The 23,621-nt window shown below is 65.6% G+C and carries 23 protein-coding genes; 8 read left to right on the forward strand and 15 right to left on the reverse strand.

What is annotated here, in order from left to right:
- Positions 1-2 precede the first annotated feature (2 nt).
- The 5 genes from CCZ28_RS09385 to fdxA all read left to right on the forward strand — a co-directional run bounded on the left by CCZ28_RS09385 (position 3) and on the right by fdxA (position 6,336).
- Entirely contained in the window at positions 3-986 is a 984-nt protein-coding gene (locus CCZ28_RS09385; RefSeq protein WP_140217580.1) for a 2-hydroxyacid dehydrogenase, read from the forward strand.
- 52 nt (positions 987-1,038) lie between these two features.
- Positions 1,039-1,245 carry a hypothetical protein gene (locus CCZ28_RS09390; RefSeq protein WP_140217581.1) on the forward strand — a complete coding sequence of 69 codons (207 nt, stop codon included), beginning with the start codon at positions 1,039-1,041 and terminating at the stop codon, positions 1,243-1,245.
- A 79-nt stretch (positions 1,246-1,324) separates the two neighbouring features.
- Positions 1,325-3,274 (forward strand): ATP-binding protein, encoded by a 1,950-nt coding sequence (locus CCZ28_RS09395; protein ID WP_140217582.1) that lies wholly within the window; start codon positions 1,325-1,327, stop codon positions 3,272-3,274.
- A 93-nt stretch (positions 3,275-3,367) separates the two neighbouring features.
- Positions 3,368-5,944 carry a DNA mismatch repair protein MutS gene (gene mutS / locus CCZ28_RS09400; protein ID WP_140217583.1) on the forward strand — a complete coding sequence of 859 codons (2,577 nt, stop codon included), beginning with the start codon at positions 3,368-3,370 and terminating at the stop codon, positions 5,942-5,944.
- A gap of 68 nt (positions 5,945-6,012) precedes the next feature.
- Positions 6,013-6,336, forward strand: a complete 324-nt coding sequence (gene fdxA / locus CCZ28_RS09405) for a ferredoxin FdxA (protein WP_007159459.1) — start codon at positions 6,013-6,015, stop codon at positions 6,334-6,336.
- 407 nt (positions 6,337-6,743) lie between these two features.
- Here fdxA and rpoS read toward each other — a convergent pair whose 3' ends face one another.
- The 8 genes from rpoS to CCZ28_RS09445 all read right to left on the reverse strand — a co-directional run bounded on the left by rpoS (position 6,744) and on the right by CCZ28_RS09445 (position 13,883).
- Positions 6,744-7,736, reverse strand: a complete 993-nt coding sequence (gene rpoS, locus CCZ28_RS09410) for an RNA polymerase sigma factor RpoS (RefSeq protein ID WP_140217584.1) — start codon at positions 7,734-7,736, stop codon at positions 6,744-6,746.
- Positions 7,737-7,846: 110 nt separating this feature from the next.
- Positions 7,847-8,689, reverse strand: coding sequence for a peptidoglycan DD-metalloendopeptidase family protein (locus CCZ28_RS09415; RefSeq protein WP_140217585.1), 843 nt, complete (start codon positions 8,687-8,689; stop codon positions 7,847-7,849).
- Positions 8,690-8,860: 171 nt separating this feature from the next.
- Positions 8,861-9,499, reverse strand: a complete 639-nt coding sequence (locus CCZ28_RS09420; protein ID WP_167371488.1) for a protein-L-isoaspartate(D-aspartate) O-methyltransferase — start codon at positions 9,497-9,499, stop codon at positions 8,861-8,863.
- Positions 9,500-9,537: 38 nt separating this feature from the next.
- The gene (surE, locus tag CCZ28_RS09425) at positions 9,538-10,293 is read right to left on the reverse strand and encodes a 5'/3'-nucleotidase SurE (protein WP_140217586.1); all 756 of its coding nucleotides are present in this window, start codon (positions 10,291-10,293) and stop codon (positions 9,538-9,540) included.
- Complete coding sequence (gene truD, locus CCZ28_RS09430; RefSeq protein ID WP_140217587.1) at positions 10,281-11,339, reverse strand: tRNA pseudouridine(13) synthase TruD; 1,059 nt, start codon at positions 11,337-11,339, stop codon at positions 10,281-10,283. The genes surE and truD overlap by 13 nt, the downstream gene beginning before the upstream one ends.
- Entirely contained in the window at positions 11,336-11,809 is a 474-nt protein-coding gene (gene ispF / locus CCZ28_RS09435; protein ID WP_058766625.1) for a 2-C-methyl-D-erythritol 2,4-cyclodiphosphate synthase, read from the reverse strand. Before ispF ends, truD begins: the two co-directional genes overlap by 4 nt.
- A 66-nt stretch (positions 11,810-11,875) precedes the next feature.
- Complete coding sequence (fghA, locus tag CCZ28_RS09440) at positions 11,876-12,730, reverse strand: S-formylglutathione hydrolase (RefSeq protein ID WP_167509228.1); 855 nt, start codon at positions 12,728-12,730, stop codon at positions 11,876-11,878.
- Positions 12,731-12,770: 40 nt separating this feature from the next.
- Positions 12,771-13,883, reverse strand: coding sequence for an S-(hydroxymethyl)glutathione dehydrogenase/class III alcohol dehydrogenase (locus CCZ28_RS09445; protein ID WP_027597065.1), 1,113 nt, complete (start codon positions 13,881-13,883; stop codon positions 12,771-12,773).
- A gap of 104 nt (positions 13,884-13,987) precedes the next feature.
- Between CCZ28_RS09445 and CCZ28_RS09450 the strand changes: the two genes are divergently transcribed.
- Both CCZ28_RS09450 and CCZ28_RS09455 read left to right on the forward strand, forming a co-directional pair.
- Positions 13,988-14,890 carry a LysR substrate-binding domain-containing protein gene (locus CCZ28_RS09450; protein ID WP_437179199.1) on the forward strand — a complete coding sequence of 301 codons (903 nt, stop codon included), beginning with the start codon at positions 13,988-13,990 and terminating at the stop codon, positions 14,888-14,890.
- A gap of 108 nt (positions 14,891-14,998) precedes the next feature.
- Entirely contained in the window at positions 14,999-16,165 is a 1,167-nt protein-coding gene (locus CCZ28_RS09455; RefSeq protein ID WP_140217590.1) for a baeRF3 domain-containing protein, read from the forward strand.
- On the opposite strand, the gene ispD is transcribed toward CCZ28_RS09455, so the two are convergent.
- Complete coding sequence (ispD, locus tag CCZ28_RS09460) at positions 16,162-16,887, reverse strand: 2-C-methyl-D-erythritol 4-phosphate cytidylyltransferase (protein WP_140217591.1); 726 nt, start codon at positions 16,885-16,887, stop codon at positions 16,162-16,164. The two genes, CCZ28_RS09455 and ispD, sit on opposite strands and share 4 nt — an antisense overlap.
- Positions 16,888-16,891: 4 nt before the next feature.
- Positions 16,892-17,170: a septum formation initiator family protein gene (locus tag CCZ28_RS09465; protein ID WP_140217592.1), complete on the reverse strand. Its 279-nt coding sequence runs from the start codon at positions 17,168-17,170 to the stop codon at positions 16,892-16,894.
- On the opposite strand from CCZ28_RS09465, the gene CCZ28_RS24430 reads away from it, so the two are divergent.
- Entirely contained in the window at positions 17,169-17,309 is a 141-nt protein-coding gene (locus tag CCZ28_RS24430) for a hypothetical protein (protein WP_167509229.1), read from the forward strand. The genes CCZ28_RS09465 and CCZ28_RS24430 overlap by 2 nt on opposite strands.
- 27 nt (positions 17,310-17,336) lie before the next feature.
- Here the strand turns inward: CCZ28_RS24430 and eno are convergent, their stop codons facing one another.
- The 5 genes from eno to CCZ28_RS09490 form a co-directional block, all read right to left on the reverse strand.
- Positions 17,337-18,626 (reverse strand): phosphopyruvate hydratase, encoded by a 1,290-nt coding sequence (eno, locus tag CCZ28_RS09470; RefSeq protein ID WP_140217593.1) that lies wholly within the window; start codon positions 18,624-18,626, stop codon positions 17,337-17,339.
- A gap of 79 nt (positions 18,627-18,705) precedes the next feature.
- Positions 18,706-19,554, reverse strand: coding sequence for a 3-deoxy-8-phosphooctulonate synthase (gene kdsA / locus CCZ28_RS09475; RefSeq protein WP_058761998.1), 849 nt, complete (start codon positions 19,552-19,554; stop codon positions 18,706-18,708).
- A 2-nt stretch (positions 19,555-19,556) separates the two neighbouring features.
- Positions 19,557-21,185: a CTP synthase gene (locus CCZ28_RS09480; protein WP_140217594.1), complete on the reverse strand. Its 1,629-nt coding sequence runs from the start codon at positions 21,183-21,185 to the stop codon at positions 19,557-19,559.
- Between the two features lie 142 nt (positions 21,186-21,327).
- Positions 21,328-22,644 carry a tRNA lysidine(34) synthetase TilS gene (tilS, locus tag CCZ28_RS09485; protein ID WP_140217595.1) on the reverse strand — a complete coding sequence of 439 codons (1,317 nt, stop codon included), beginning with the start codon at positions 22,642-22,644 and terminating at the stop codon, positions 21,328-21,330.
- Positions 22,645-22,654: 10 nt separating this feature from the next.
- Positions 22,655-23,605: an acetyl-CoA carboxylase carboxyltransferase subunit alpha gene (locus tag CCZ28_RS09490; RefSeq protein ID WP_058761995.1), complete on the reverse strand. Its 951-nt coding sequence runs from the start codon at positions 23,603-23,605 to the stop codon at positions 22,655-22,657.
- Positions 23,606-23,621 lie beyond the last annotated feature (16 nt).

Here is a 23,621-nt window from a genome sequence, read left to right on the forward strand (position 1 = left end):
CCATGAAAAAGAAGGTGATCCACTACAAGGCCCTTTCCCCGGCCCTGACCGCACGGCTGGCAGAAGCCTTCGACCTGGAGTACGTCGACGTCAAGGCACCCGGCGGCGAAGCCCGGCTGCGCGAGCGCCTGCCCGAGGCCCAGGGCCTGCTCGGCTCCAGCTTCAAGCTGCCCCCCGAGCTGCTGGACCTGGCGCCGAAGCTGGAGGCCATCGCCAGCGTCTCGGTCGGTTTCGACAGCTACGACCTGCCCTACCTGGAGCGCCGCGGCATCCTGCTCTGCAACACCCCGGACGTGCTCACCGAAAGCGTGGCCGATGCCGCCTTCGCCCTGCTGCTGGCCACGGCGCGGCGCATCGTCGAACTGGCGGATTGGGTCCGCGCGGGGCAGTGGCAGGCCAGCCTCGGCGAGGAGCTCTTCGGCTGCGACGTCCATGGCAAGACCCTCGGCCTGGTCGGCATGGGTCGTATCGGCCAGGCCATCGCCCGGCGCGCCCACCTGGGCTTCGGCATGCAGGTGAACTACACCGCCCATGCCGCCAAGCCGGAAGTGGACGAACGCTACGGGGCGCGCTTCCTGGCCCTGCCGGAGCTGCTGGCGAGCTGCGACTTCCTCTGCGTCACGGTACCGCTGAGCGACGAGACCCACCATCTGCTCGGCGCCGCCGAACTCGCCCAGTTGCCGGCCCACGCCATCCTGATCAACGTCTCCCGCGGACCGGTGATCGACGAAGCCGCCCTGATCGCGGCCCTGCAGGAGGGCCGCCTGCGCGGTGCCGGCCTGGATGTCTTCGACCACGAACCCGTGGCAGCGGACTCGCCACTGCTGCAACTGCCCAACGTGGTGCCCACGCCACACCTGGGCTCGGCGACGCGGGAAACCCGCGAGGCCATGGCGCGCTGCGCGGTAGACAACCTGCTGGCCGCCCTCTCCGGCCAACGCCCGGCCAATCTGGTCAATCCAGCGGTCTGGACGCGGCAGAAGTGAGTCTTGGCCGGCATTTGCGGTCATAGCACTATCACCCCCACGGAGAACGACCATGACCGCCTTCGACGATCCCCACGCCTTCGTCAACCGCGTGCGCGAACAGGCTGCCGACGCCGAGCGCAGCGGCGACATCCCGCGGCTGTTGCAACTGGTCGACGAACTGGCCTCGGCCTTCGAGCGCCAGGCCCGCAGCACCGCCCGGGACAACGCGGACGTCGTCCGTGCGGTGGAAGAGTTCGAGCGCCATGAGGGCACCTGATCAACTCATGACGCCTGACTGTTCCGTCGTGCCCTCTTCAAGTAGCGTGACGGACCGGCGTCTCGAGGTCTAAGCCTTAGTGTCCATCTCCACCCCCACCCTGCTCGGCCGGCTGCTGCAGCTGGCCCCGCGGGATGCTCCCGCCCCCTTGCGCTATCTGGGCGCGGCGCTGCTCATCGCGCTCGCGGCCGGCATCCGCCTGAGCCTGGGCATCGACAGCCTGCCTTACCTGCTGTTCATCCCCTTCATCATGACCACAGCCTTCTGGTTCGGCCTGGGTCCGGGGATCTTCGCCACGCTGCTGGCGGTATTGCTGGCCGAGACGCTATTCGTCAAGGCGCCGGCCTACTTCGCCCTCTTCTCCGAGCGCTGGGTATCCCACGCGCTGTTCGTCTTCGTCAATGTGGTCATGGCGGTGGTCTGCGTCGCCCAGCGCCGCAGCCTGGAATCCCTCTACCGCTTCGCCGGCAACCTGGGCGAGCAGGTGACCTTGCGCACCCGCCAGCGCGACCTCATCTGGCAAGCCAGTCCGGATCTGATCTGCACGGCGAGTCTGGAAGGCCAGTTGCTCGACCTCAACCCGGCCTGGACCAGTACCCTGGGCTGGACCGAAGAACAGCTACGCCGGGAGCCCTTCATGGCCTTCGTCCATGCCGATGATCGGACGAGTACCGAGGCCGCCCTAGCGCGACTGGCGACCGGCGAGCCGGTGTTCGGCTTCGAGAATCGCTATCGGCATCGCGACGGCGGCTATCGCTGGCTGTCCTGGAATTCGGTGCTGCAGGACGGGCTCATCTACTCGACCGTGCGCGAAGTCACCGCCATTCGCGAGCAGCAGGCGGCGCTCCAACACGCCGAAGAGCAGTTGCGCCAGAGTCAGAAGATGGAAGCCGTGGGCCAATTGACCGGAGGCATCGCCCACGACTTCAACAACCTCCTGACCGGAATCATCGGCAGCCTGGACATGCTGTCCCTGCGTCTCGAACAGGGGCGCTTCACCGATCTGCAGCGCTACGCCAGTTCGGCCAAGGGTGCCGCGGAACGCGCCGCCGCCCTCACTCATCGCCTGCTGGCCTTTTCCCGGCGCCAGGCGCTCGACCCCACGGCGACCCGCACCAACGACCTCGTACGCGGCATGGAAGAACTCATCCGCCGCTCGGTTGGCCCGCACATCCAGATCCATAGCGAGCTGGCCGAGGACCTGCACATCACCCTGTGCGATCCGCATCAGCTGGAGAACGCCCTGCTCAACCTGTGCATCAATGCGCGGGATGCCATGCCCGATGGCGGCATGCTGCGCATCGTCACGGCCAATCAGCGGCTGGACGACGACCAGGCCGCGGCCCTCGAATTGCCCGCCGGCGACTACGTGACCCTGGCCGTGGTCGATACCGGTTCCGGTATGGCCCCCGAGGTGCTGGCCCGTGCCTTCGACCCCTTCTTCACCACCAAGCCGGTCGGCATGGGCACCGGCCTGGGCCTGTCGATGATCTATGGCTTCGCCAAGCAATCCGGAGGCCTTACCCACATCGCCTCGACGCCGGGAGCGGGCACTACCGTCACCCTCTACTTGCCGCGCCTGGCCGAAGTCGAATCCCTTCCCGTCGCGCCACGGCCGGCCGCGCTGGCGCGTTATCCCGCCGGCCTGACGGTACTGGTGGTGGACGATGAACCCATGGTGCGCACCCTGGTGGATGACGCCCTGCGCGAGCACCGAATCCAGACCCTGGAGGCGACCGATGCCACTACCGCGCTGCGGGTACTGGAGTCCGCTACGCCACTGGACCTGCTGATCGCCGACATCGGCCTGCCGGGCGGCCTGAGCGGCTGCCAGCTGGCAGCCCTGGCCAAAGAACGGCGACCGGACCTCAAGATCCTGCTGATCACCGGCTATGCCGAGGCCCAGCTACCCGGTGAATCCACCGCCCTGGCGGGCATCGAGGTGCTGGCCAAGCCCTTCACCCTCGAACGCCTCCTGGCCCAGATCGACCTGCTCCTGGGCGAACGCGACAATCAACCACCCGCGTGAGACCCGCCGGCTGAACGATCCGGGGCCGACAAAAGCCGTGAGTTATTGGACAATACGCGGCTATCCAACAGGCAACCGGATCTGACTACCCGCATGAGCGACCTCTCCGCGCACACGCCCATGATGCAGCAGTACCTCAAGATCAAGCATCAGCATCCCGAACAACTGCTGTTCTATCGCATGGGCGATTTCTACGAGTTGTTCTACGACGACGCCCGGCGCGCGGCCAAGTTACTCGACATCACCCTGACCGCCCGCGGCGCCTCGGCCGGCAAGTCCATCCCCATGGCCGGCATCCCCTTCCACTCCGCCGAAGGCTACCTGGCTAAGCTGGTCAAACTCGGCGAGTCGGTGGTGATCTGCGAGCAGATCGGCGATCCGGCCACCAGCAAGGGCCCGGTGGAACGCCAGGTGGTGCGCATCATCACCCCCGGTACCGTCAGCGACGAAGCCCTGCTCGACGAGCGCCGCGACAACCTGCTGACCGCCGTGCTGGGCGACGAGCGCCTGTTCGGCCTGGCCGTGCTGGACATCGCCAGCGGCCGCTTCACCGTGCAGGAACTGGCCGGCTGGGAAACCCTACTGGCGGAGCTGGAACGCCTCAACCCCGCCGAATTGCTGATCCCCGACGACTGGCCCGCCGGCCTGCCCGCCGAGAAGCGCCGCGGCGTGCGCCGCCGGGCACCCTGGGACTTCGATTGCGATTCGGCGCTGAAGAGCCTGTGCCAGCAATTCGGCACCGGCGACCTCAAGGGCTTCGGTTGCGACAAGCTGGGCCTGGCCATCGGCGCCGCCGGCTGCCTGCTGGCCTACGCCAAGGAAACCCAGCGCACCGCCCTGCCGCACCTGCGCAGCCTGCGGCACGAGCGCCTGGACGACACCGTCATCCTCGACGGCGCCAGCCGCCGCAACCTGGAACTGGACGTCAACCTGGCCGGCGGTCGCGACAACACCCTGCAATCGGTGGTCGACCGTTGCCAGACCGCCATGGGCAGCCGCTTGCTTACCCGCTGGTTGAATCGCCCCTTACGCAACCGCGCGGTGATCGAAGCGCGCCAGGATGCCATCACCTGCCTGCTGGAAAGCTATCGCTTCGAGGCACTGCAGCCGCAACTCAAGGACATCGGCGACCTGGAGCGCATCCTCGCCCGCATCGGCCTGCGCAACGCCCGTCCGCGCGACCTCGCCCGCCTGCGCGATGCCCTGGCTGCGCTGCCGGCGCTGCAAGAGGGGCTGACGCAGATGATCGCCCCCCACCTGCTCGACCTGGCCAAGAGCATCCAGACCTATCCGGAGCTGGCCGCCACCCTAGCGCGCGCCATCATCGACAACCCGCCCGCGGTGATCCGCGACGGCGGCGTCATCAAGCGCGGCTACGACGCCGAGCTGGACGAGTTGCAGACCCTCAGCGAGAACGCCGGCCAGTTCCTCATGGACCTGGAGGCGCGCGAGAAGGCCCGCACTGGCCTGCAGGGCCTCAAGGTCGGCTACAACCGCGTCCACGGCTACTTCATCGAGATCCCCAGCAAGCAGGCCGAGTCGGCGCCGGCCGACTACATCCGCCGCCAGACCCTTAAGGGCGCCGAACGCTTCATCACCCCGGAACTCAAGGCTTTCGAAGACAAGGCGCTGTCCGCCCAAAGCCGCGCCCTGGCGCGGGAGAAGGCCCTCTACGAAACCCTGCTCGACGAACTCATCGGCCACCTGGCACCGCTGCAGGACAGCGCCGCCGCCCTGGCCGAACTGGACGTCCTGGCCAACTTCGCCGAACGGGCGCTCAATCTGGACCTGAACAAACCAAGATTCGTCGAGGAGCCCTGCCTGAAGATCGGCCAGGGTCGCCATCCGGTGGTGGAGCAGGTGCTGGAAACGCCCTTCGTCGCCAACGACGTCACCCTGGACAACGACACCCGCATGCTGGTGATCACCGGCCCGAACATGGGCGGTAAATCCACCTACATGCGCCAGACCGCCTTGATCGTGCTGCTGGCCCATGTCGGCAGCTTCGTCCCGGCGGCCAGTTGCGAACTCTCCCTGGTGGATCGCATCTTCACCCGCATCGGCTCCAGCGACGACCTGGCCGGTGGCCGCTCCACCTTCATGGTGGAGATGAGCGAGACCGCCAACATCCTGCACAACGCCAGCGAACACAGCCTGGTGCTGATGGATGAGGTCGGCCGCGGCACCAGTACCTTCGACGGCCTGTCGCTGGCCTGGGCCGCCGCCGAGCAACTGGCGCGGCTGCGCGCCTGGACGCTGTTCGCCACCCACTACTTCGAACTGACCGTCCTGCCGGAAGGCCAGCCGACGGTGGCCAACGTCCACCTCAACGCCACCGAGCACAACGATCGCATCGTCTTCCTGCACCATGTGCTGCCCGGCCCGGCCAGCCAGAGCTACGGCCTGGCCGTGGCGCAGCTGGCCGGTGTGCCCGAGGACGTCATCCTGCGCGCCCGCGAGCACCTCGCCCGCCTGGAAGCCGCCAGTTTCAACGGAGAAGTCGCCGGTGCGCCAGCGGTGAGCGCACCGCCCAAGACCCGCCCGCTGCAGGCCGATCTGTTCGCCAGCGCCACCCATCCTCTTATCGAGGAACTGGAACGCTTGCAGCCAGACGACATCACACCCAGAAAGGCCCTGGAGCTTATCTACGAATGGAAAAAGCGTATCTGAGTTAACGGATACGAGGGGCCTGGCAATGCTGCTAGAATTCGCCGCCTTAGCCTGAGGAGAATGAGCAGATGACCTTCGTCGTCACTGACAACTGCATCAAATGCAAATATACCGACTGCGTGGAAGTCTGCCCGGTGGACTGCTTCTACGAAGGCCCCAACTTCCTGGTGATCCACCCGGACGAGTGCATCGACTGCGCCCTGTGCGAGCCCGAGTGTCCGGCCCAGGCGATCTTCTCGGAAGACGAGGTACCGGCCGGCCAGGAAGCCTTCATCGAGCTCAACAGTGAGCTGGCCAACATCTGGCCGAACATCACTGAGAAGAAGGATGCCCTGCCCGACGCCGCCGAGTGGGATGGCAAGCCCAACAAGCTCCCCCAGCTCGAACGCTAGACGTCGCCTGAAAAATCCAGGCAATAAAAAAAAAGGGGGCGGATCGCTCCGCCCCCTTCGTCCCTGTCCCTGAAATCCTGCCACCGTCCTGGTGAACCTCGTCCTGAGGTGTTCCCGATCCGCGTCCTGCCGATCCGTGTCGTCCTGAACACAGAGCCGATACTACTCTTGTACCGAAGACTGGCAATCTGCCATGCCGCTCGGCACCCGCCCGCCCAGCTCCAGGCCAGAAATAAAAATCCCTTACGTAACAATCACTTGAAATCGGCACTGCAAACCAATCGAGGCTTTCCGGCAATCCTCGGCGCCTCCCGCTTACGCGCTCTGTAAGCCGAGACCTACAGTGCGACGCAGAAAAAAGCCCGGATTAATCCGGGCTTCGTTGGGTTGGCGTTCAGCTAGTGGCGTCAGAACAGCGCATCGCTGGACAGGCCGTTACGCTCGAAGATCTCTCGTAACCGCTTCAGCGCCTCGACCTGGATCTGCCTGACCCGCTCGCGAGTCAGGCCTATTTCCTGCCCCACCTCCTCCAGGGTGCAGGCTTCGTGTCCGCGCAACCCGAAGCGACGAACCACCACTTCCCGCTGCTTTTCCGGCAGCTCTAGCAGCCACTGGTCGATGCTCTGGTTGAGATCGGAATCCTGCAGCAGCTCGCAAGGATCGGTGGGTCGGTCATCGGTGAGGGTATCGAGCAGGGTCTTCTCGGAATCGGGGCCGAGCACCATGTCGACCGAGCTGATGCGCTCGTTCAGGCCCATTACCCGCTTCACGTCCGCTACCGGCTTTTCCAGCAGCGCCGCGATCTCTTCCGGCGAAGGCTCATGATCGAGCTTCTGGGTCAGCTCCCGCGCCGCGCGCAGGTGCAGGTTGAGTTCCTTCACCACGTGGATGGGCAGGCGGATGGTACGGGTCTGATTCATGATCGCCCGTTCGATGGTCTGCCGAATCCACCAAGTGGCGTAGGTCGAGAAGCGGAAACCACGTTCCGGATCGAACTTCTCCACCGCACGGATCAAGCCGAGGTTGCCCTCCTCGATCAGATCGAGCAGTGACAGGCCCCGGTTGATGTAGCGCCGCGCGATCTTTACCACCAGCCGCAGGTTGCTTTCGATCATGCGCTTGCGCCCGGCGGGATCGCCGCGTTGCGCCAGCCGCGCGAAATGCACCTCTTCGGCTGGCGAGAGCAGCGGAGAGAAGCCGATTTCATTGAGATAGAGTTGCGTGGCGTCGAGTGCCTTGCCGTAGTCGGCCAGCTTCGCCCCGCGCAAGACCTGATTGCCGCGCCCGGACAGCGCCTTGCCCATGGCGGTATCGGCAGATTCCTCACCGATGCGGTTGGAATCGAGAAGCAGAACGTCGTCTCCGAGGTCGTACTCGGTTTCTTGTTTAATCTGGATCATCTTGAGTAACCCTTGCTCGTCTGTGCTTCGAGCCAGGGCGTACCGATACGTTGCCGATGCGCCATGACTCGCCCCCAAAGGATTGCGAGATCGAGTCGGCGCCTAGCGAATCAGCGATTGGGCAGGAACTGCAAGGGATCCACCGGTTTGCCCTGACGGCGGATCTCGAAATGGAGCTTGACCCTGTCGGTACCGGTCGAACCCATCTCGGCAATCGTCTGCCCTATCTTGACACGCTCACCTTCCCGAACCAGCAACCTACGGTTGTGACCGTAGGCACTGACGTAGGTTTCGCTGTGTTTGATGATAACCAGTTCTCCATAACCCCTCAGACCGTTGCCCGCGTACACCACGGTGCCGTCGGCGGCGGCCATGACGGGCTGTCCTTCCTGCCCGGCGATGTCTATTCCCTTGTTCAGCGTACTGCTGGCGGAGAAGCGACTGATCAAAGTACCTTTCGTCGGCCAAGCCCAACCGGCAGCCGATTGGGGCACGTCGCGGGTGGGCGTCTGGGCAGGTGTCACCGGGGTCGGTGGGGGCGCCTCGGGCAGATTCGCGGTCACCACCGGCGTGGCGGCGCTGGGATTCGAGGTGACCGGGGGTGAAGTCGGCACCGGCGTCGCGACCGGATGCCCCGTCGCTGGGCCAGTGGCGACCGTCGCCGGACGCCGGATGATACGGCTGGAACTACTGGCGGTCGCCGTGGAACCGCTGCCAAAGCGGATCACCTGGCCGACGTGGATGACATAGGGCGCACTGAGGCCATTTTGCGCCGCCAGGGCACGCCACTCCCAGCCATTGCGGGAAGCGATGGAAAACAGGGTGTCGCCGCGTTTGACGCGATATTGACCGGAGGTGACCTGGGGAACGCCACCGCGGCTATCGCCACGTTCGACCACCGGCGCCCGCGAGCCCGAGGTCGAGCAGCCCGTCAGCAACAGGGCCACGAGCAACCCCGCCAGCCAACCCGCTCGCCCTCGTCCTGGAAATCCTTGCGCTCGGGCCTTCACCCGTTCCTCCCGCAGAGTCTGATCATCTAGCGTCCGGTCACCCTGCCGGACTCAAGCGGTCGCAACCGCCAGGCTGCCTTGGAGCCCGACGCGCAGGTAACGTTCCCGGGTCTCTCACTGGGCCAGGGGCCCGTTGAGCAGCGGCACGAAACGCACGGCGTTGAGTTCATGGCGAACGAAGCCGTCGTCCTGGCGCACGATCAGCAAGAGCTTCTGCTCTTCGTCGACGCCTACCGGAATCACCAGGCGGCCACCTGGCGCCAACTGGTCGAGCAGTGCCTGGGGCACTTCGCGAGCGGCCGCAGTGACGATGATGCCATTATAGGGTGCCAGTGCCGGCCAGCCTTCCCAGCCATCGCCCCAGCGGAACACCACGTTGCGCAGATTGAGTTCGAGCAGGCGCTCCTTGGCACGATCCTGCAGCGATTGGATGCGCTCGACGGAAAACACCCGCTCCACGGTCTGCGCCAGGATGGCGGTCTGGTAGCCGGAGCCGGTGCCGATCTCCATGACCTTGTCCAACGGCCCGCCGGCGAGCAGCAGCTCGGTCATGCGCGCCACCATGAAGGGCTGGGAGATGGTCTGGTTGTGGCCGATGGGCAGCGCGGTGTCCTCGTAGGCCCGGTGCGCCAGGGCCTCGTCGACGAACAGATGACGCGGCGTGCGACGGATCACCTCCAGCACCTGGGCGTTGGACAGCCCTTCCTCGTAGAGTCGCTGGATGAGCCGCTCGCGGGTGCGCTGGGACGTCATGCCGATGCCGTGTCTTTGCATATGCTCTTGCCCCTGATTCATGCCAGCAGCTCCGTCAGCGCCGACAGGCCGGCGAAGCCCTCGCGGAAGGTACGGTCGAACTGCAGCGGCGTGACCGATACATAGCCCTCTAGTACAGCATGGAAATCCGTACCTGGGCCGCCGTCCACCGCATCGCCCGACACGGAGATCCAGTAGCCTACCTTGCCCCGCGGATTGACCTCGCGCACCGGCGGCTTGGCCTGGGCCCGATGGCCGAGTCGCGTGAGCTGCACACCCTTGATCTGCTCCAGCGGTAGATCGGGGATATTGACGTTGAGCACCGTACGCGGCGGCAGGTCGAAACGCTCGTGCAGGGCGACGATACGGGCGGCGATCTCCGCCGCGACGGCCATGCGCTCGGCACTGCGCGATACCAGCGAGAAAGCGATGGCCGGACGGCTGAGGAAGCGCCCCTCCATGGCCGCAGCCACGGTACCGGAATAGAGGACGTCATCGCCCAGGTTAGCGCCCAGGTTGATGCCGGCCACCACCATGTCGGGTGTCTCTTCCAGCAGCCCGTTCAAGCCGAGGTGAACGCAATCGGTGGGCGTGCCGTTGACGCCCAGGTAACCGTTGGGCAAACGCTGGGGATGCAGCGGCCGGTCCAGAGTCAGGGCGCTACTCACACCGCTCATGTCATAGAGCGGCGCAACCACCTGGCACTCGTAGTCCGCACGGGCGGCGAGCGCGGCATGCAGCGCGGCGATACCGGGGGCGAGTACCCCATCGTCGTTGGCGATCAGAAGTCGCATGGATGTTCCGTCTGCCCCGCCTCGCCGAGCGTTACCAGCTCGCGAACCACTGCGGTGGCGAAACAGCCGGCCGGCAGGACGAATTCGATTTGCAGAATGTCAGGAGCGGGATAATGCCACGTCAGGCCGCCGATGGGGAGGCGCAGGATGCGCCGTTCATGCGACAGGCCGGCACCGGCCAGCCAGGCGGGCAGCTCTCCGGCGGCCTCTGCCACGCCTTGCTCGAGGCTGGCAGCCGGGCCTGCTACCGGCGAATCCCCTTTGCCCCAGAGTGGACCTGTGGGGTGCAGGTCGAGGGCCGCGAGGCGCGGATCGGCCAGATCCGCGGCGGTCGCCGGGAACTGACTGCGGCTATCGGTGAAGGCCAGCAGGTCACCTTCACGAACCTGATTCCAGGAGCCTTCGGCGACGCGCTTTGCCAGAACCTGATTGAATAGCCAGCTGCGCGCGGCGGACAGGGTGCGCGAACGGCGGTTGCGCTGCTCGGGCAGGCGCTGGTCGCGCGCGCAGTCCCGGGCATCGGCCAGGTTGCTGCCCTGGTAGCCGAAACGCTGCGGCCCGAAATAATTGGGCACGCCCTGGGCGGCGATGGCCTGCAGTCGAGCCTCCAACGCTGCCGGATCGGCCTTGAGGCCAGTCAGGCGCAGGCGGAAGCCATTGGCAGCATGGGCGCCGCGCTGCAATTTACGACGATGCCGGCCCTGCTGCAGGATCACCAGCGTCTCGTCACAGGCGGCGGCCAGCTCCGGATCGGCCTTGCCGGGCAGATGCAGGCTGAACCATTGCCGGGTCAGCGCCTGGCGATCCTTGAGTCCGGCGTAGCTGATCGCCCGTTGCGGTACGCCAGCGGCGCGGGCCAGACGACGCACGGCCTCTTCGGTATTGAGGCCACGCTTCTCGACCCACAGCCAGAGATGCTCGCCATCGCCACTGAGCGGGATGTCCAGCACCTCATCCACCTGGAAGTCTTCGGCACTGGCCTTGAGGATTGCCTGGCCACAGGGCTCGCCATGGGCACGCGGCCCGAGCAACTGATCTTCGGTCATAGGGGCAACAGCAGCGCCACGGCGTGCACGGCGATCCCTTCCTCGCGCCCGACGAAGCCCAGGCGCTCGGTGGTGGTGGCCTTGACGTTGACCTGGCCCAGCTCGACCTGCAGGTCTTCGGCGATGGCCTGGCGCATGGCTTCGATGTGCGGTGCCATCTTGGGCGCCTGGGCGGCGATGGTGCCGTCGACGTTGCCCACCTTCCAGCCCTGCTCCCGGACCAGGCCGACCACGTGGCGCAGCAGCACCCGGCTGTCGGCACCCTTGAAGCGCGGATCGGTATCGGGGAAATGCTTGCCGATGTCGCCTAGCGCCGCGGCACCCAGCAGGGCGTCGGCCAGGGCATGCAGCAGCACGTCGCCGTCGGAGTGGGCGACCAGGCCGTGGTGGTGGGGAATACGAATGCCACCGAGGGTAATGAAGTCGCCCTCGCCAAAGGCGTGAACGTCGAAACCGTGACCTATGCGCATGAAAAAAGACGCCCTGGAAAATGACAGGGCGTCGATTCTACCGGCTGAGGACAGCTCCCGTCGCCTTCAAGGGGCGGTGAGAGCCGCCGCATGGTGCCGCAGATGGTCGTCGATGAAGCTGGCGACGAAGAAATAGCTGTGGTCGTAGCCAGGCTGCAGACGCAGCTCCAGCGGATGGCCGACGGCTTCCGCGACGCGTTGCAGGGCCTGGGGCTTGAGCTGTTCGGCGAGGAAGCTGTCCTGCTCGCCCTGGTCGACCAGCAGCGGCAGGCGCTCCTCGGCCTGCTCCAGCAGCGCACAGGCGTCCCACTCGGCCCAGGTGCTGCGGTCCTCGCCCAGGTAGTTCGAGAAGGCCTTGTGCCCCCAGGGACAATCCAGCGGATTGACGATGGGCGAGAAGGCCGACACCGAGCGATAGCGGCCCGGATGCCGCAGAGCGCAGATCAGCGCACCATGGCCGCCCATGGAGTGACCACTGACGCCGCGGCGATCCGAGACCGGGAAATTGGCTTCGATCAACGCCGGCAGTTCTTCCACCACGTAATCGTGCATGCGGTAGTGCTTGGCCCAGGGCTGCTGGGTGGCGTTGACGTAGAACCCCGCCCCCAGGCCGAAATCCCAGGCCTTCTCGGGATCGTCCGGTACGCCTTCGCCACGCGGACTGGTGTCCGGCGCCACCAGCACCAGGCCCAGCTCGGCGGCCAGGCGCTGGGCGCCAGCCTTCTGCATGAAGTTCTCATCGGTGCAGGTCAGCCCCGACAGCCAGTAAAGCACCGGCAGGTCGTTGCGCGCCTCCGCCTGGGGCGGCAGGTAGACGGCGAAGGTCATGTCGCAGTCGAGGCTGCGCGCACGATGGCGATAGCGTTTGTGCCAACCGCCGAAACTCTTGTTGCTGGAGAGCAGTTCGAGACTCATGGTCATCTCCCGTGCAGAGGGCGCCGCCGGGGCGCCCTTCCGGCGATCAGTAGTGGACGACGGTGCGGATGCTCTTGCCTTCGTGCATCAGCTCGAAGGCTTCGTTGATCTGCTCCAGGCCCATGGTGTGGGTGATGAAGGTGTCCAGCGGAATCTCGCCGCTCTGCGCCTTGCGCACGTAGCCCGGCAGTTCGCTGCGGCCCTTGACGCCACCGAAGGCGCTGCCGCGCCAGACACGACCGGTCACCAGCTGGAACGGCCGGGTGCTGATCTCCTGGCCGGCACCTGCCACGCCGATGATCACCGACTCGCCCCAACCCTTGTGGCAGCATTCCAGCGCCGCGCGCATCAGGTTGACGTTGCCGACGCACTCGAAGCTGTAGTCGACGCCGCCATCGGTCAGCTCGACGATGACTTCCTGGATCGGCTTCTGGTGATCCTTGGGATTGATGAAGTCGGTGGCACCCAGTTCACGGGCGATGTCGAACTTGGACGGGTTGATGTCGATGGCGATGATGCGGCTGGCCTTGGCCATCTTGGCGCCGATGATGGCCGCCAAGCCGATGCCGCCCAGACCGAAGACGGCGACGGTGGCGCCCTCTTCCACCTTGGCGGTGTTGAGCACGGCGCCGATGCCGGTGGTCACGCCGCAACCCAGCAGGCAGACCTTCTCCAGCGGCGCCTCCTGGGGGATCTTGGCTACCGATACCTCCGGCAGCACCGTGTATTCGGAGAAGGTGGAGCAGCCCATGTAGTGGTAGATCGGCTCGCCGTTGTAGGAGAAACGGGTGGTGCCGTCGGGCATCAGGCCCTTGCCCTGGGTGGCGCGCACCGAGCTGCACAGGTTGGTCTTGCCGGATTTGCAGAATTTGCACTGGCCGCATTCGGCGGTGTACAGCGGGATGACGTGATCGCCCACCGCGACCGAGGTCACGCCCTCGCCCACCGCCTCGACGATGCCGCCGCCCTCGTGACCGAGGATGCAGGGGAAGACCCCTTCGGAATCCTGGCCGGACAGGGTGTAGGCATCGGTGTGGCAGACGCCGGTGGCGACGATGCGGATGAGCACTTCGCCGGCCTTGGGCGGCTCGACGTCCACTTCGACGATCTTCAGGGGCTCGTTGGGCGCGAAGGCTACGGCAGCGCGGGACTTGATCATGGTCGACTCCGACAGGACGAAAAAACGAAGGAACCAGTTTAGACGCCTGAAATCCTGGAACAATCGGGCATACTGGAATTCATTTTTGCCATAGAGAAACAATCATGGGCTGGGAAGGGATCGACGAATTCGTCGCGGTAGCGAGCACCCTGCATTTCGGCCAGGCCGCCGACCGCCTGGGCAGCTCGACCTCCCATGTCAGCCGCCAGGTGGCGCGCCTGGAAGAGCGCCTGCAGGCGCGACTGCTCTATCGCAGCACCCGCAGCGTGGTCCTCACCGAGGCCGGCCATACCTTTCTGCAACACTGCCGACGCTTGCAGGAAGCCCGCGACGAAGCCCTGCGCGAGGTGAGCGATCTTTCCAGCCAACCCAAGGGGCTGATCCGCATGACCTGCGCCGTGACCTATGGCGAGCGTTTCGTCGTGCCGCTGGTCAACGACTTCCTCGCTCGCCATCCCGAAGTCAGCCTGGAGCTGGACCTGACCAACCGCACCGTCGACCTCTTGCACGAAGGCTACGACCTGGCCATCCGCCTGGGCCGCCTGGCCGACTCGCGCCTGGTGGCGACGCGGCTGGCGCCGCGGGAGCTCTATCTGTGCGCCGCGCCGAGTTATCTGGAACGCTACGGCGCGCCCCATACCCTGTCCGAATTGAGTCGGCATCGTTGCCTGGTGGGTACCAGCGACATCTGGAGTTTCCGCGAAGAGGAGCGCGAGGTGCTGCACCGGGTGCAGGGTTCCTGGCGCTGCAACAGCGGCCAGGCGGTGCTGGACGCCGCCTTGCGTGGCTTCGGCCTGTGCCAGTTGCCGGACTACTACGTGCTGCCGCACCTGGCCCGCGGCGAGTTGCGCGCCCTGCTGGAAAATCGCCAGCCACCCAACACCGCCGTCTGGGCCCTCTATCCGCAGCGACGCTTTCTCTCACCCAAGATCCGCCTGCTGGTGGAGCATCTCAAACAGGGGTTGAGTACACCGCGCCCCCGGGGTCGCCACACATCCGGAAGCTGAGCGCAGCGGAGGAACCGCGCCTTTCCACGGGCCTTCGAAACAGGTGTCGGTCGTCGCGGCACCGCCCCTCCCGGTGGCGCCGCGGCGTCTCTTGCAGCCGGAGGTCCCATGAACGACACCCTCGATCATCACGCACTCGCCACCTGGATGAAGGCGGCGGTTCCACCTTGCCTGTCGCTCTATTTGCCCACCAAGCGCGCCTTCCCGCAACGCGAACAGAACGTCATCCGCTTCAAGAATCTGCTGCGCACCGTCGAAGCCGAGGTGCGTCAGCGCTTCCCCGAGGCCGATACCACCGCCCTGCTCGCCCCCTTGACCGCTCTGATCGACGACGCCGACTTCTGGAATCATCCACGCGGCGGCCTGATCATCCTGCGGGACCGCGATCATCTGCACCTGCTCAAGGTAGCTGGCGGCGTACCGGAAACGGCGATGGTCAACCATCACTTCCACCTGCAGCCACTGCTGCAACTGGCCCAGACCACCGGCCGCTATCAGGTGCTTTGCCTGTCCCGCGATCATGCCCGCCTGTTCGAAGGCAGCCGCGACAACCTGGTGGAGCTCGAACTGGCCGAAAGCGTGCCCCGGACCCTGGAAGAGGCCTTGGGCACCGACCTGACCGAAGGCAACCAGCGTGGCCTGCCCCAGGGTTTCGGCCGGGCCAGCGAGCGCGGCGACGCCATGCAGCACAATGCCGGCGGCATCAGCAAACATGACGAGCAGAATGTCGATCGCGAACGCTATTTCCTGGCCCTGGATCGGGCCCTCACCCGCGAGCACTCGCAGCCGAGCAAGCTACCCCTGTTGCTCGCCGCCTTGCCGGAGCATCAGGCGGTCTTTCGCCGGATCAGCAACAATACCCTGCTATTGGCCGAGGGACTCGCGGGCGATCCGGGACCGCTCGACAATGAGGCCCTGAGACGCAAGGCCTGGGCGGTCATGGCGCCGCATCTCGATCGGCATCTGGGCGAATTGCTGGATACCTATGCCCAACGCCAGGGCCAGGGCCTGGCCTCGGATCGGCTGGAAGAGATCGGCGGCGCCGTACTGGATGCCCGGGTCGACACCTTGCTGGTGGAAGCCGACCGGCGCATTCCCGGCCACCTGGACTTCGATCGCCGCTTGCTGGTGCCTTCCGACCCGGCCGGCGCGAACACCGAGGACCTGCTGGATGAACTCAGCCTGCAAACCCTGCAACAGGGTGGCCAGGTACTGGTGCTGCCGCGCGAGCGAATGCCGGGCAAGACCGGCGCCGCAGCCATCTATAGATTCTAGGAGGCTGGCGTGTCCGCCAGGGCATCGAGCTGCCAGCTGCGGCGCAGCCACTCCAAGTCTTCCGGCCGGGTGATCTTGAGATTGTCCGGCCGGCCTTCCACCAGGCGCGGCGCCAGGCCCGCCCATTCCATGGCCGAGGCCTCATCGGTCACGGCGACGCCGGCCGCCAAGGCATCGGCCAGGGCTCGACTCAGCGGCCCGAGACGGAACATCTGCGGCGTATAGGCCTGCCAGACCAGGCTGCGATCCAGGGTAGCCGCGACCCGGCCATCGGCACCGGCGCGCTTGAGAGTATCCCGCACCGGCACGGCGAGCAGGCCGCCCACGTCATCGTCCGCCAGGCAGGCCAACAGTTGGTCGATGTCGCTGCGCTGCAGGTTGGGACGCGCGGCATCGTGCACCAGCACCCAGGCGTCGTCCGCCACGCCTTGGGCGCTCAGCAGTAACAGCGCCGACAGCACCGAACTGGCGCGCTCGGCGCCGCCTTCGGCGCAGCGAATGCGCGCGTCCTGGGCGAGGGGCAACTGCGGCCACCAGGGATCGTCGTTGGCCAGCGCCACCACGATGCCCTGGGTGCCAGGATGCTCGAGGAAAGCCGCCAGGGTGTGTTCGATGACGCTACGGCCGGCCAATTCGAGGTACTGCTTGGGGCGATCCGCGCGCATGCGCGAACCGACGCCAGCGGCCGGCAGGACGGCCCAGAACGAGGGTGCAGGAGTCATCTATTTATTTGGATTGCAGGAAGAGGGTTTCGCCCTGTTTGACCATGCCGAGTTCGTGGCGGGCACGCTCCTCGACGGTCTCCATGCCTTTCTTGAGCTCGACGACCTCGGCTTCGAGGATCTCGTTGCGCTCCAGCAGGCGCCTGTTCTCGCCGTTCTGGTCGGCGATCTGCTGCTTGAGTTCGCGCACCTGGGCGAAGCTGCCATCACCGACCCACAGGCGATATTGGAGACCGCCGAGTAGCAGGAGCAGGAAGGGAAACAGCCAATAGGGACTTCGCATGGACGGTACGGATTCGCGGACGGCGGATGCCGCAAAGGACGGCGGCAAAAACGAAAACAGGATAGAAGCCCGGCTCTACGCTTGTAAACTGGGCATCTATCCTGTGGTTCGTCAGACGATTCAGGAGGCGACGAACTGAATCCCCGCCTCCGCGCTCGCGCAGCCCTTAGCTACGGAACTCGGCACGGCCGCGGTAAGGCGCCTTGGCACCCAGTTGCTCTTCGATACGCAGCAGCTGGTTGTACTTGGAGACGCGGTCGGAACGGCACAGCGAACCGGTCTTGATCTGACCAGCGGCGGTACCCACGGCCAGGTCGGCGATGGTGGAGTCTTCGGTCTCGCCGCTGCGGTGGGAGATCACCGCGGTGTAGCCGGCGGCCTTGGCCATCTGGATGGCTTCCAGGGTTTCGGTCAGGGAGCCGATCTGGTTGAACTTGATCAGGATCGAGTTACCGATACCCTTCTCGATGCCTTCCTTCAGGATCTTGGTATTGGTGACGAACAGGTCGTCGCCCACCAGCTGCACCTTGCTGCCGATCTTGTCGGTCAGCGCCTTCCAGCCGGCCCAGTCGGACTCATCCATGCCGTCTTCGATGGAGATGATCGGGAACTGCTCGGTCAGGCCAGCCAGGTAGTCGGCGAAACCGTTGGCGTCGAAGGCCTTGCCTTCGCCGGACAGGTCGTACTTGCCATCCTTGTAGAACTCGCTGGAGGCGCAGTCCAGGGCCAGGGTGACATCGGTGCCCAGCTCGTAGCCGGCCTTCTGCACGGCTTCGGCGATGGCGGCCAGGGCATCGGCATTGGAGGCCAGGTTCGGGGCGAAACCGCCTTCGTCACCCACGGAGGTGCTCAGGCCACGGGCCTTCAGCACTGCCTTGAGGTGATGGAAGATCTCGGCACCCACGCGCAGGGCGTCGGCGAAGCTCTTGGCGCCGACCGGCTGGACCATGAATTCCTGGATGTCGACGTTGTTGTCGGCATGCTCACCGCCGTTGATGATGTTCATCATCGGTACCGGCATGGAGTACTGACCGGGGGTGCCGTTCAGGTTGGCGATGTGGGCGTAGAGTGGCAGATCCTGGTCTTCGGCGGCGGCCTTGGCGGCGGCCAGAGACACGGCCAGGATGGCGTTGGCGCCCAGCTTGGCCTTGTTGTCGGTGCCGTCCAGCTCGATCATGGCGCGGTCCAGGGCCTGCTGGTCGGAAGGATCCTTGCCCAGCAGCAGGTCACGGATCGGACCGTTGATGTTGCCGACGGCCTTCAGCACGCCCTTGCCCAGGTAGCGGCTCTTATCGCCGTCGCGCAGCTCCAGGGCCTCGCGCGAACCGGTGGACGCGCCGGACGGCGCAGTGGCGCGACCGACGATGCCATTGTCCAGGATAACGTCCGCTTCAACGGTGGGGTTGCCGCGGGAATCCAGGACTTCACGTCCCTTGATGTCGACGATCTTAGCCATTTTTGTATCGATCTCCATGTTACCGGTCATTGACGGATCAGCCTTCGGCCGTGCCTGGGCCTTTTGGTTCAGCTACTACTCAAGCAGTTTCGATAGGCGTGAACGACTTCACCAGCTCGTCCAGCGCCTTGAGCTGGGCCAGGAAGGGCTCCAGCTTGTCCAGGCGCAGGGCGCAGGGGCCATCGCACTTGGCATGTTCGGGATCGGGATGGGCTTCGAGGAACAGACCGGCCAGGCCCTGGCTCATGCCGGCCTTGGCCAGGTCGGTGACCTGGGCGCGGCGGCCACCGGCGGAATCGGCGCGCCCGCCTGGCATCTGCAGGGCGTGGGTCACATCGAAGAACACCGGGTAACCGAAGCTCTTCATGATGCCGAAGCCGAGCATATCGACCACCAGGTTGTTATAGCCGAAGGAGGAGCCGCGCTCGCAAAGGATCAGTTGGTCGTTACCGGCTTCTTCGCACTTGGCGAGGATGTGCTTCATCTCCTGGGGCGCGAGGAACTGGGCCTTCTTGATGTTGATCACGGCGTCGGTCTTGGCCATGGCCACCACCAGATCGGTCTGCCGTGAAAGGAAGGCCGGCAGCTGGATGATGTCGCACACCGCCGCCACCGGGGCGGCCTGGTAGGGCTCATGGACGTCGGTGATCACCGGCACGCCGAAGGTGGCCTTGAGCTCTTCGAAGATGCGCAGGCCGGCTTCCATGCCCGGGCCGCGGTAGCTGGTCACCGAGGAACGGTTGGCCTTGTCGAAACTGGCCTTGAAGACATAGGGGATGCCCAGCTTCTCGGTCACCTTGACGTATTGCTCGCACACCTGCATGGCCAGGTCGCGGGATTCCAGCACGTTCATGCCGCCAAATAGCACGAAGGGCTTGTCGTTGGCGATCTCGATGTTGCCGACGCGGACGATCTTCTGAGCGGTCATGATCAATCCTTCTTGGCGTAGCGCAGGGCGGCATTGACGAAGCCACTGAACAGCGGGTGGCCGTCACGCGGGGTGGAGGTGAACTCCGGGTGGAACTGGCAAGCGACGAACCAGGGATGATCCGGGGCCTCCACCACTTCCACCAGGGCGCCGTCGCCCGAGCGACCGGAGATCTTCAGGCCAGCGGCCTCGATCTGCGGCAGCAGGTTGTTGTTGACCTCGTAGCGGTGACGATGACGCTCGACGATGACGTCCTGGCCGTAGCAGTCGTGCACCTGGGTGCCGCCGATCAACTGGCACTCCTGGGCGCCCAGCCGCATGGTGCCGCCCAGGTCGGAACCTTCGGTGCGGATTTCGGTGGCGCCGGTGGAATCCTGCCATTCGGTGATCAGGCCGACCACCGGGTGGCCGCTGGCCTTGTCGAATTCGGTGGAGTTGGCGTCTTTCCAGCCCAGCACGTTACGGGCGAATTCGATCACCGCCACCTGCATGCCCAGGCAGATGCCCAGGTAGGGAATTTTGTTCTCGCGAGCGTATTGCACGGTGGCGATCTTGCCTTCCACGCCGCGCAGGCCGAAGCCGCCGGGCACCAGGATGGCATCGACGCCCTTGAGCAGGTGGGTGCCCTGCTGCTCGATGTGCTCGGAGTCGATATAGCGCAAGTTGACCTTGGTGCGGCTCTGGATACCGGCGTGGGTCATGGCCTCGATCAGCGACTTGTAGGCGTCGAGCAGTTCCATGTACTTGCCGACCATGGCGATGGTGACTTCCCGCTCGGGGTTGAGCTTGGCGTCCACCACGCGGTCCCACTCGGACAGGTCGGCCGGCTTGCACTCCAGGCTGAAGCGCTCGACGACGAATTCGTCCAGGCCCTGAGCGTGCAGCACGGAAGGAATGCGGTAGATGGTGTCGACGTCTTCCAGGGAGATGACCGCCCGCTCTTCGACGTTAGTGAAGAGCGCGATCTTGCGGCGGGAGGAGCTGTCGACGGTGTGGTCGGAACGGCAGATCAGCACATCGGGCTGCAGGCCGATGGAGCGCAGTTCCTTGACCGAATGCTGGGTCGGCTTGGTCTTGGTCTCGCCGGCGGTGGCGATGTAGGGCACCAGGGTCAGGTGCATCAGCATGGCACGGCGCGCGCCGATCTCCACCCGCAGCTGGCGGATGGCTTCGAGGAAGGGCTGCGACTCGATGTCGCCGACGGTGCCACCGATCTCCACCAGGGCCACGTCGGCATCGCCGGCGCCCTTGATGATGCGTCTCTTGATCTCGTCGGTGATGTGCGGGATCACCTGCACGGTGGCGCCCAGGTAGTCACCGCGCCGCTCCTTGCGCAGGACGTCCATGTAGATGCGGCCGGTGGTGAAGTTGTTGTTCTGGGTCACGGTGGTGCGGATGAACCGCTCGTAGTGACCCAGGTCCAGGTCGGTCTCGGCGCCGTCGTGGGTGACGAACACCTCGCCGTGCTGGAAGGGGCTCATGGTGCCGGGGTCCACGTTGATGTACGGGTCCAGCTTGAGCATGGTGACCTTCAGCCCTCTCGCTTCCAGAATGGCGCCCAGGGAGGCCGAGGCGATGCCTTTCCCCAAAGAAGAAACAACACCGCCCGTGACGAAAATAAAGCGCGTCATGAAAATTCCTAGAATCTGCGTTGAGGCGGAGAGCCGCCGATGAAAGCGAGAGCGGTCGGCCTGCTGCCGGACCAATGCACACCGTCCACTCGGAGCGAGCGGAAAATGCGGTACAAGACGGGAGCGTAGTCTAGCCTAAAGGTCATCCCAGCTCAAACCCGCCCATGCCGTCTGCGGGCAGCCATTGAAGGCGCCCTCCGTCCGGCAGCCCATCCAGGCCGGGCAGATTGGCCACCGCCAGCAGTTCGTCGCCGCGCCAGAGCAGCGGCAAACGGCCGCGCAGGAACGGCGGCACCCCGCGCTCGTTGAGCAGCCGCTTCAGATCGCGAGTACCCCGCCCGGGCACCACGAAACGCTCGCCACCCTGCCGATAGGCGACCCGCCAGCCGGGTGCGGCGCCCTCCCCTGCAAAGACCAGTCGACCATTGCCGGAGAGCTCCAGGGTATTGGCTTGCGCGGTGACGACCAGGGGCAGCGGCTCCACCGACCACGTATCGGGCACCCACCAGATTCGCCCTGCCCCCCGTCGCACGCTGCCGCCTTCCAGTTGCCAGAGCGGATCGCTCGCCTCACCGCTATCGCGCAGTGCCTGCCAACCGGCCCAATGGGCGCTGCCAGGCTGGCGGGTCAAGGAAGCCAGCCAGGCGCGCAGGGCATTGCGCTGCCGCGCCTCGCTCAAGGCCTGCAAGGGCGCCAGGGCCAGACTGGGCAGCGGGAGCCAGGCGAAGGGCTGCTCGCCCGCCTGGGCTTGCTGCAGATCGAGGGCAGCCAACTCCCCGAGCAATTCGTCGGCCTCGGCCAGATGAGCGGCACTGCGTGCCATGACCTGAGCGACACCCGGCCAGCGACTTCTTAGCCGCGGCAATACCTCGTGCCTGAGGTAGTTGCGATCCAAATGGGTATCGGCGTTGCTGGGATCTTCGATCCACGCCAGCCCGGCGGCCTGGGCATAGGCCAGCAATGCGGCCCGCGGCTCGTCCAGCAAGGGTCGCCAGAGACGACCGACCGCGAAGGACCGCGCACCCGGCATGCCAGCCAGCCCCTTCACACCGGCGCCACGCACCAGGCGTAGCAGCAGGGTTTCGAGCTGGTCGTCACGGTGCTGACCCAGCACCAGACAGCCATCCGTGGGTAACACCCGGGCGAACGCGGCGTAGCGCGCTTCCCGAGCGGCACGCTCGAGGCTCGCAGCGCCATCGGTGCGGACGTGCAGGGTATCGAGGGGCACCTGCAGCGCCTTGCAGACCTCGGCGCAGTGGCTCACCCAGGCGTCTGCCGCGCTCTGTAAACCATGGTGCACGTGCACCGCGCTCAAGCCTCGGACTAGACCGCTGTCGCGCAGTTGGGCGAAGAGGTGCAGCAGGACGGTGGAGTCGAGTCCGCCGGAGAAACCTACCTGCCAGTGACGGGTAGGCGGCTGCCGCTCCAGGCGGGCGTGCAACCGGTCCAGCAGACCCATGACGGCGGAATCAGGAGATGCCGTAGCTCATCAGGCGCTCGTAGCGACGCTCCAGCAGCGCTGGCACGTCATAGCCCTTGAGGTCGTCGAGTTGTTGCAGCAGCGCGCTGCGCAGGCTGGCGGCCATCGCCTGGGGATCGCGATGAGCGCCACCCAGGGGCTCGTCGATCACCTGGTCGACGATGTTCAGGCTCTTCAGGCGCTCGGCGGTGATACCCATGGCCTCGGCGGCATCGGGGGCCTTCTCGGCAGTCTTCCACAGGATGGAGGCGCAGCCTTCCGGCGAGATCACCGAGTAGGTCGAGTGCTGCAGCATGTTGAGCTGGTCGCAGACACCGATGGCCAGGGCGCCACCGGAACCACCCTCGCCAATCACGGTGGCGATGATGGGGGTCTTCAGGCGCGCCATGACGCGCAGGTTCCAGGCAATGGCTTCGCTCTGGCCACGCTCTTCGGCATCGATACCCGGATAGGCGCCGGGGGTGTCGATGAAGGTTAGGATCGGCATCTTGAAGCGCTCGGCCATCTCCATCAGGCGGCAGGCCTTGCGATAGCCTTCCGGACGCGGCATGCCGAAGTTGCGACGGACCTTCTCGCGGACTTCACGGCCTTTCTGGTGGCCGATGACCATCACCGGGCGGCCGTCCAGGCGGGCGATACCTCCCACGATGGCCGGATCGTCGGCGAAGTGGCGGTCACCGTGCAGCTCTTCGAAATCGGTGAAGAGGTAGCCGATGTAGTCGAGGGTGTAGGGCCGCAGCGGATGCCGCGCCAGGCGGGCGACCTGCCAGCTAGAGAGGTCGCTGAAGATGCTCTTGGTGAGCGCCTGGCTCTTCTCCTGCAACCGGGCGATCTCGTCACTGATGTTCAGCGCATTGTCGTTACCGACCAGTCGAAGTTCTTCGATCTTGGCCTGGAGATCGGCGATGGGCTGTTCGAAATCGAGATAGTTCGGGTTCATGGGCATCCGTTTTGCG

The organism is Pseudomonas oryzihabitans (assembly GCF_006384975.1).
Taxonomy (GTDB): Bacteria; Pseudomonadota; Gammaproteobacteria; order Pseudomonadales; family Pseudomonadaceae; genus Chryseomonas; species Chryseomonas psychrotolerans_B.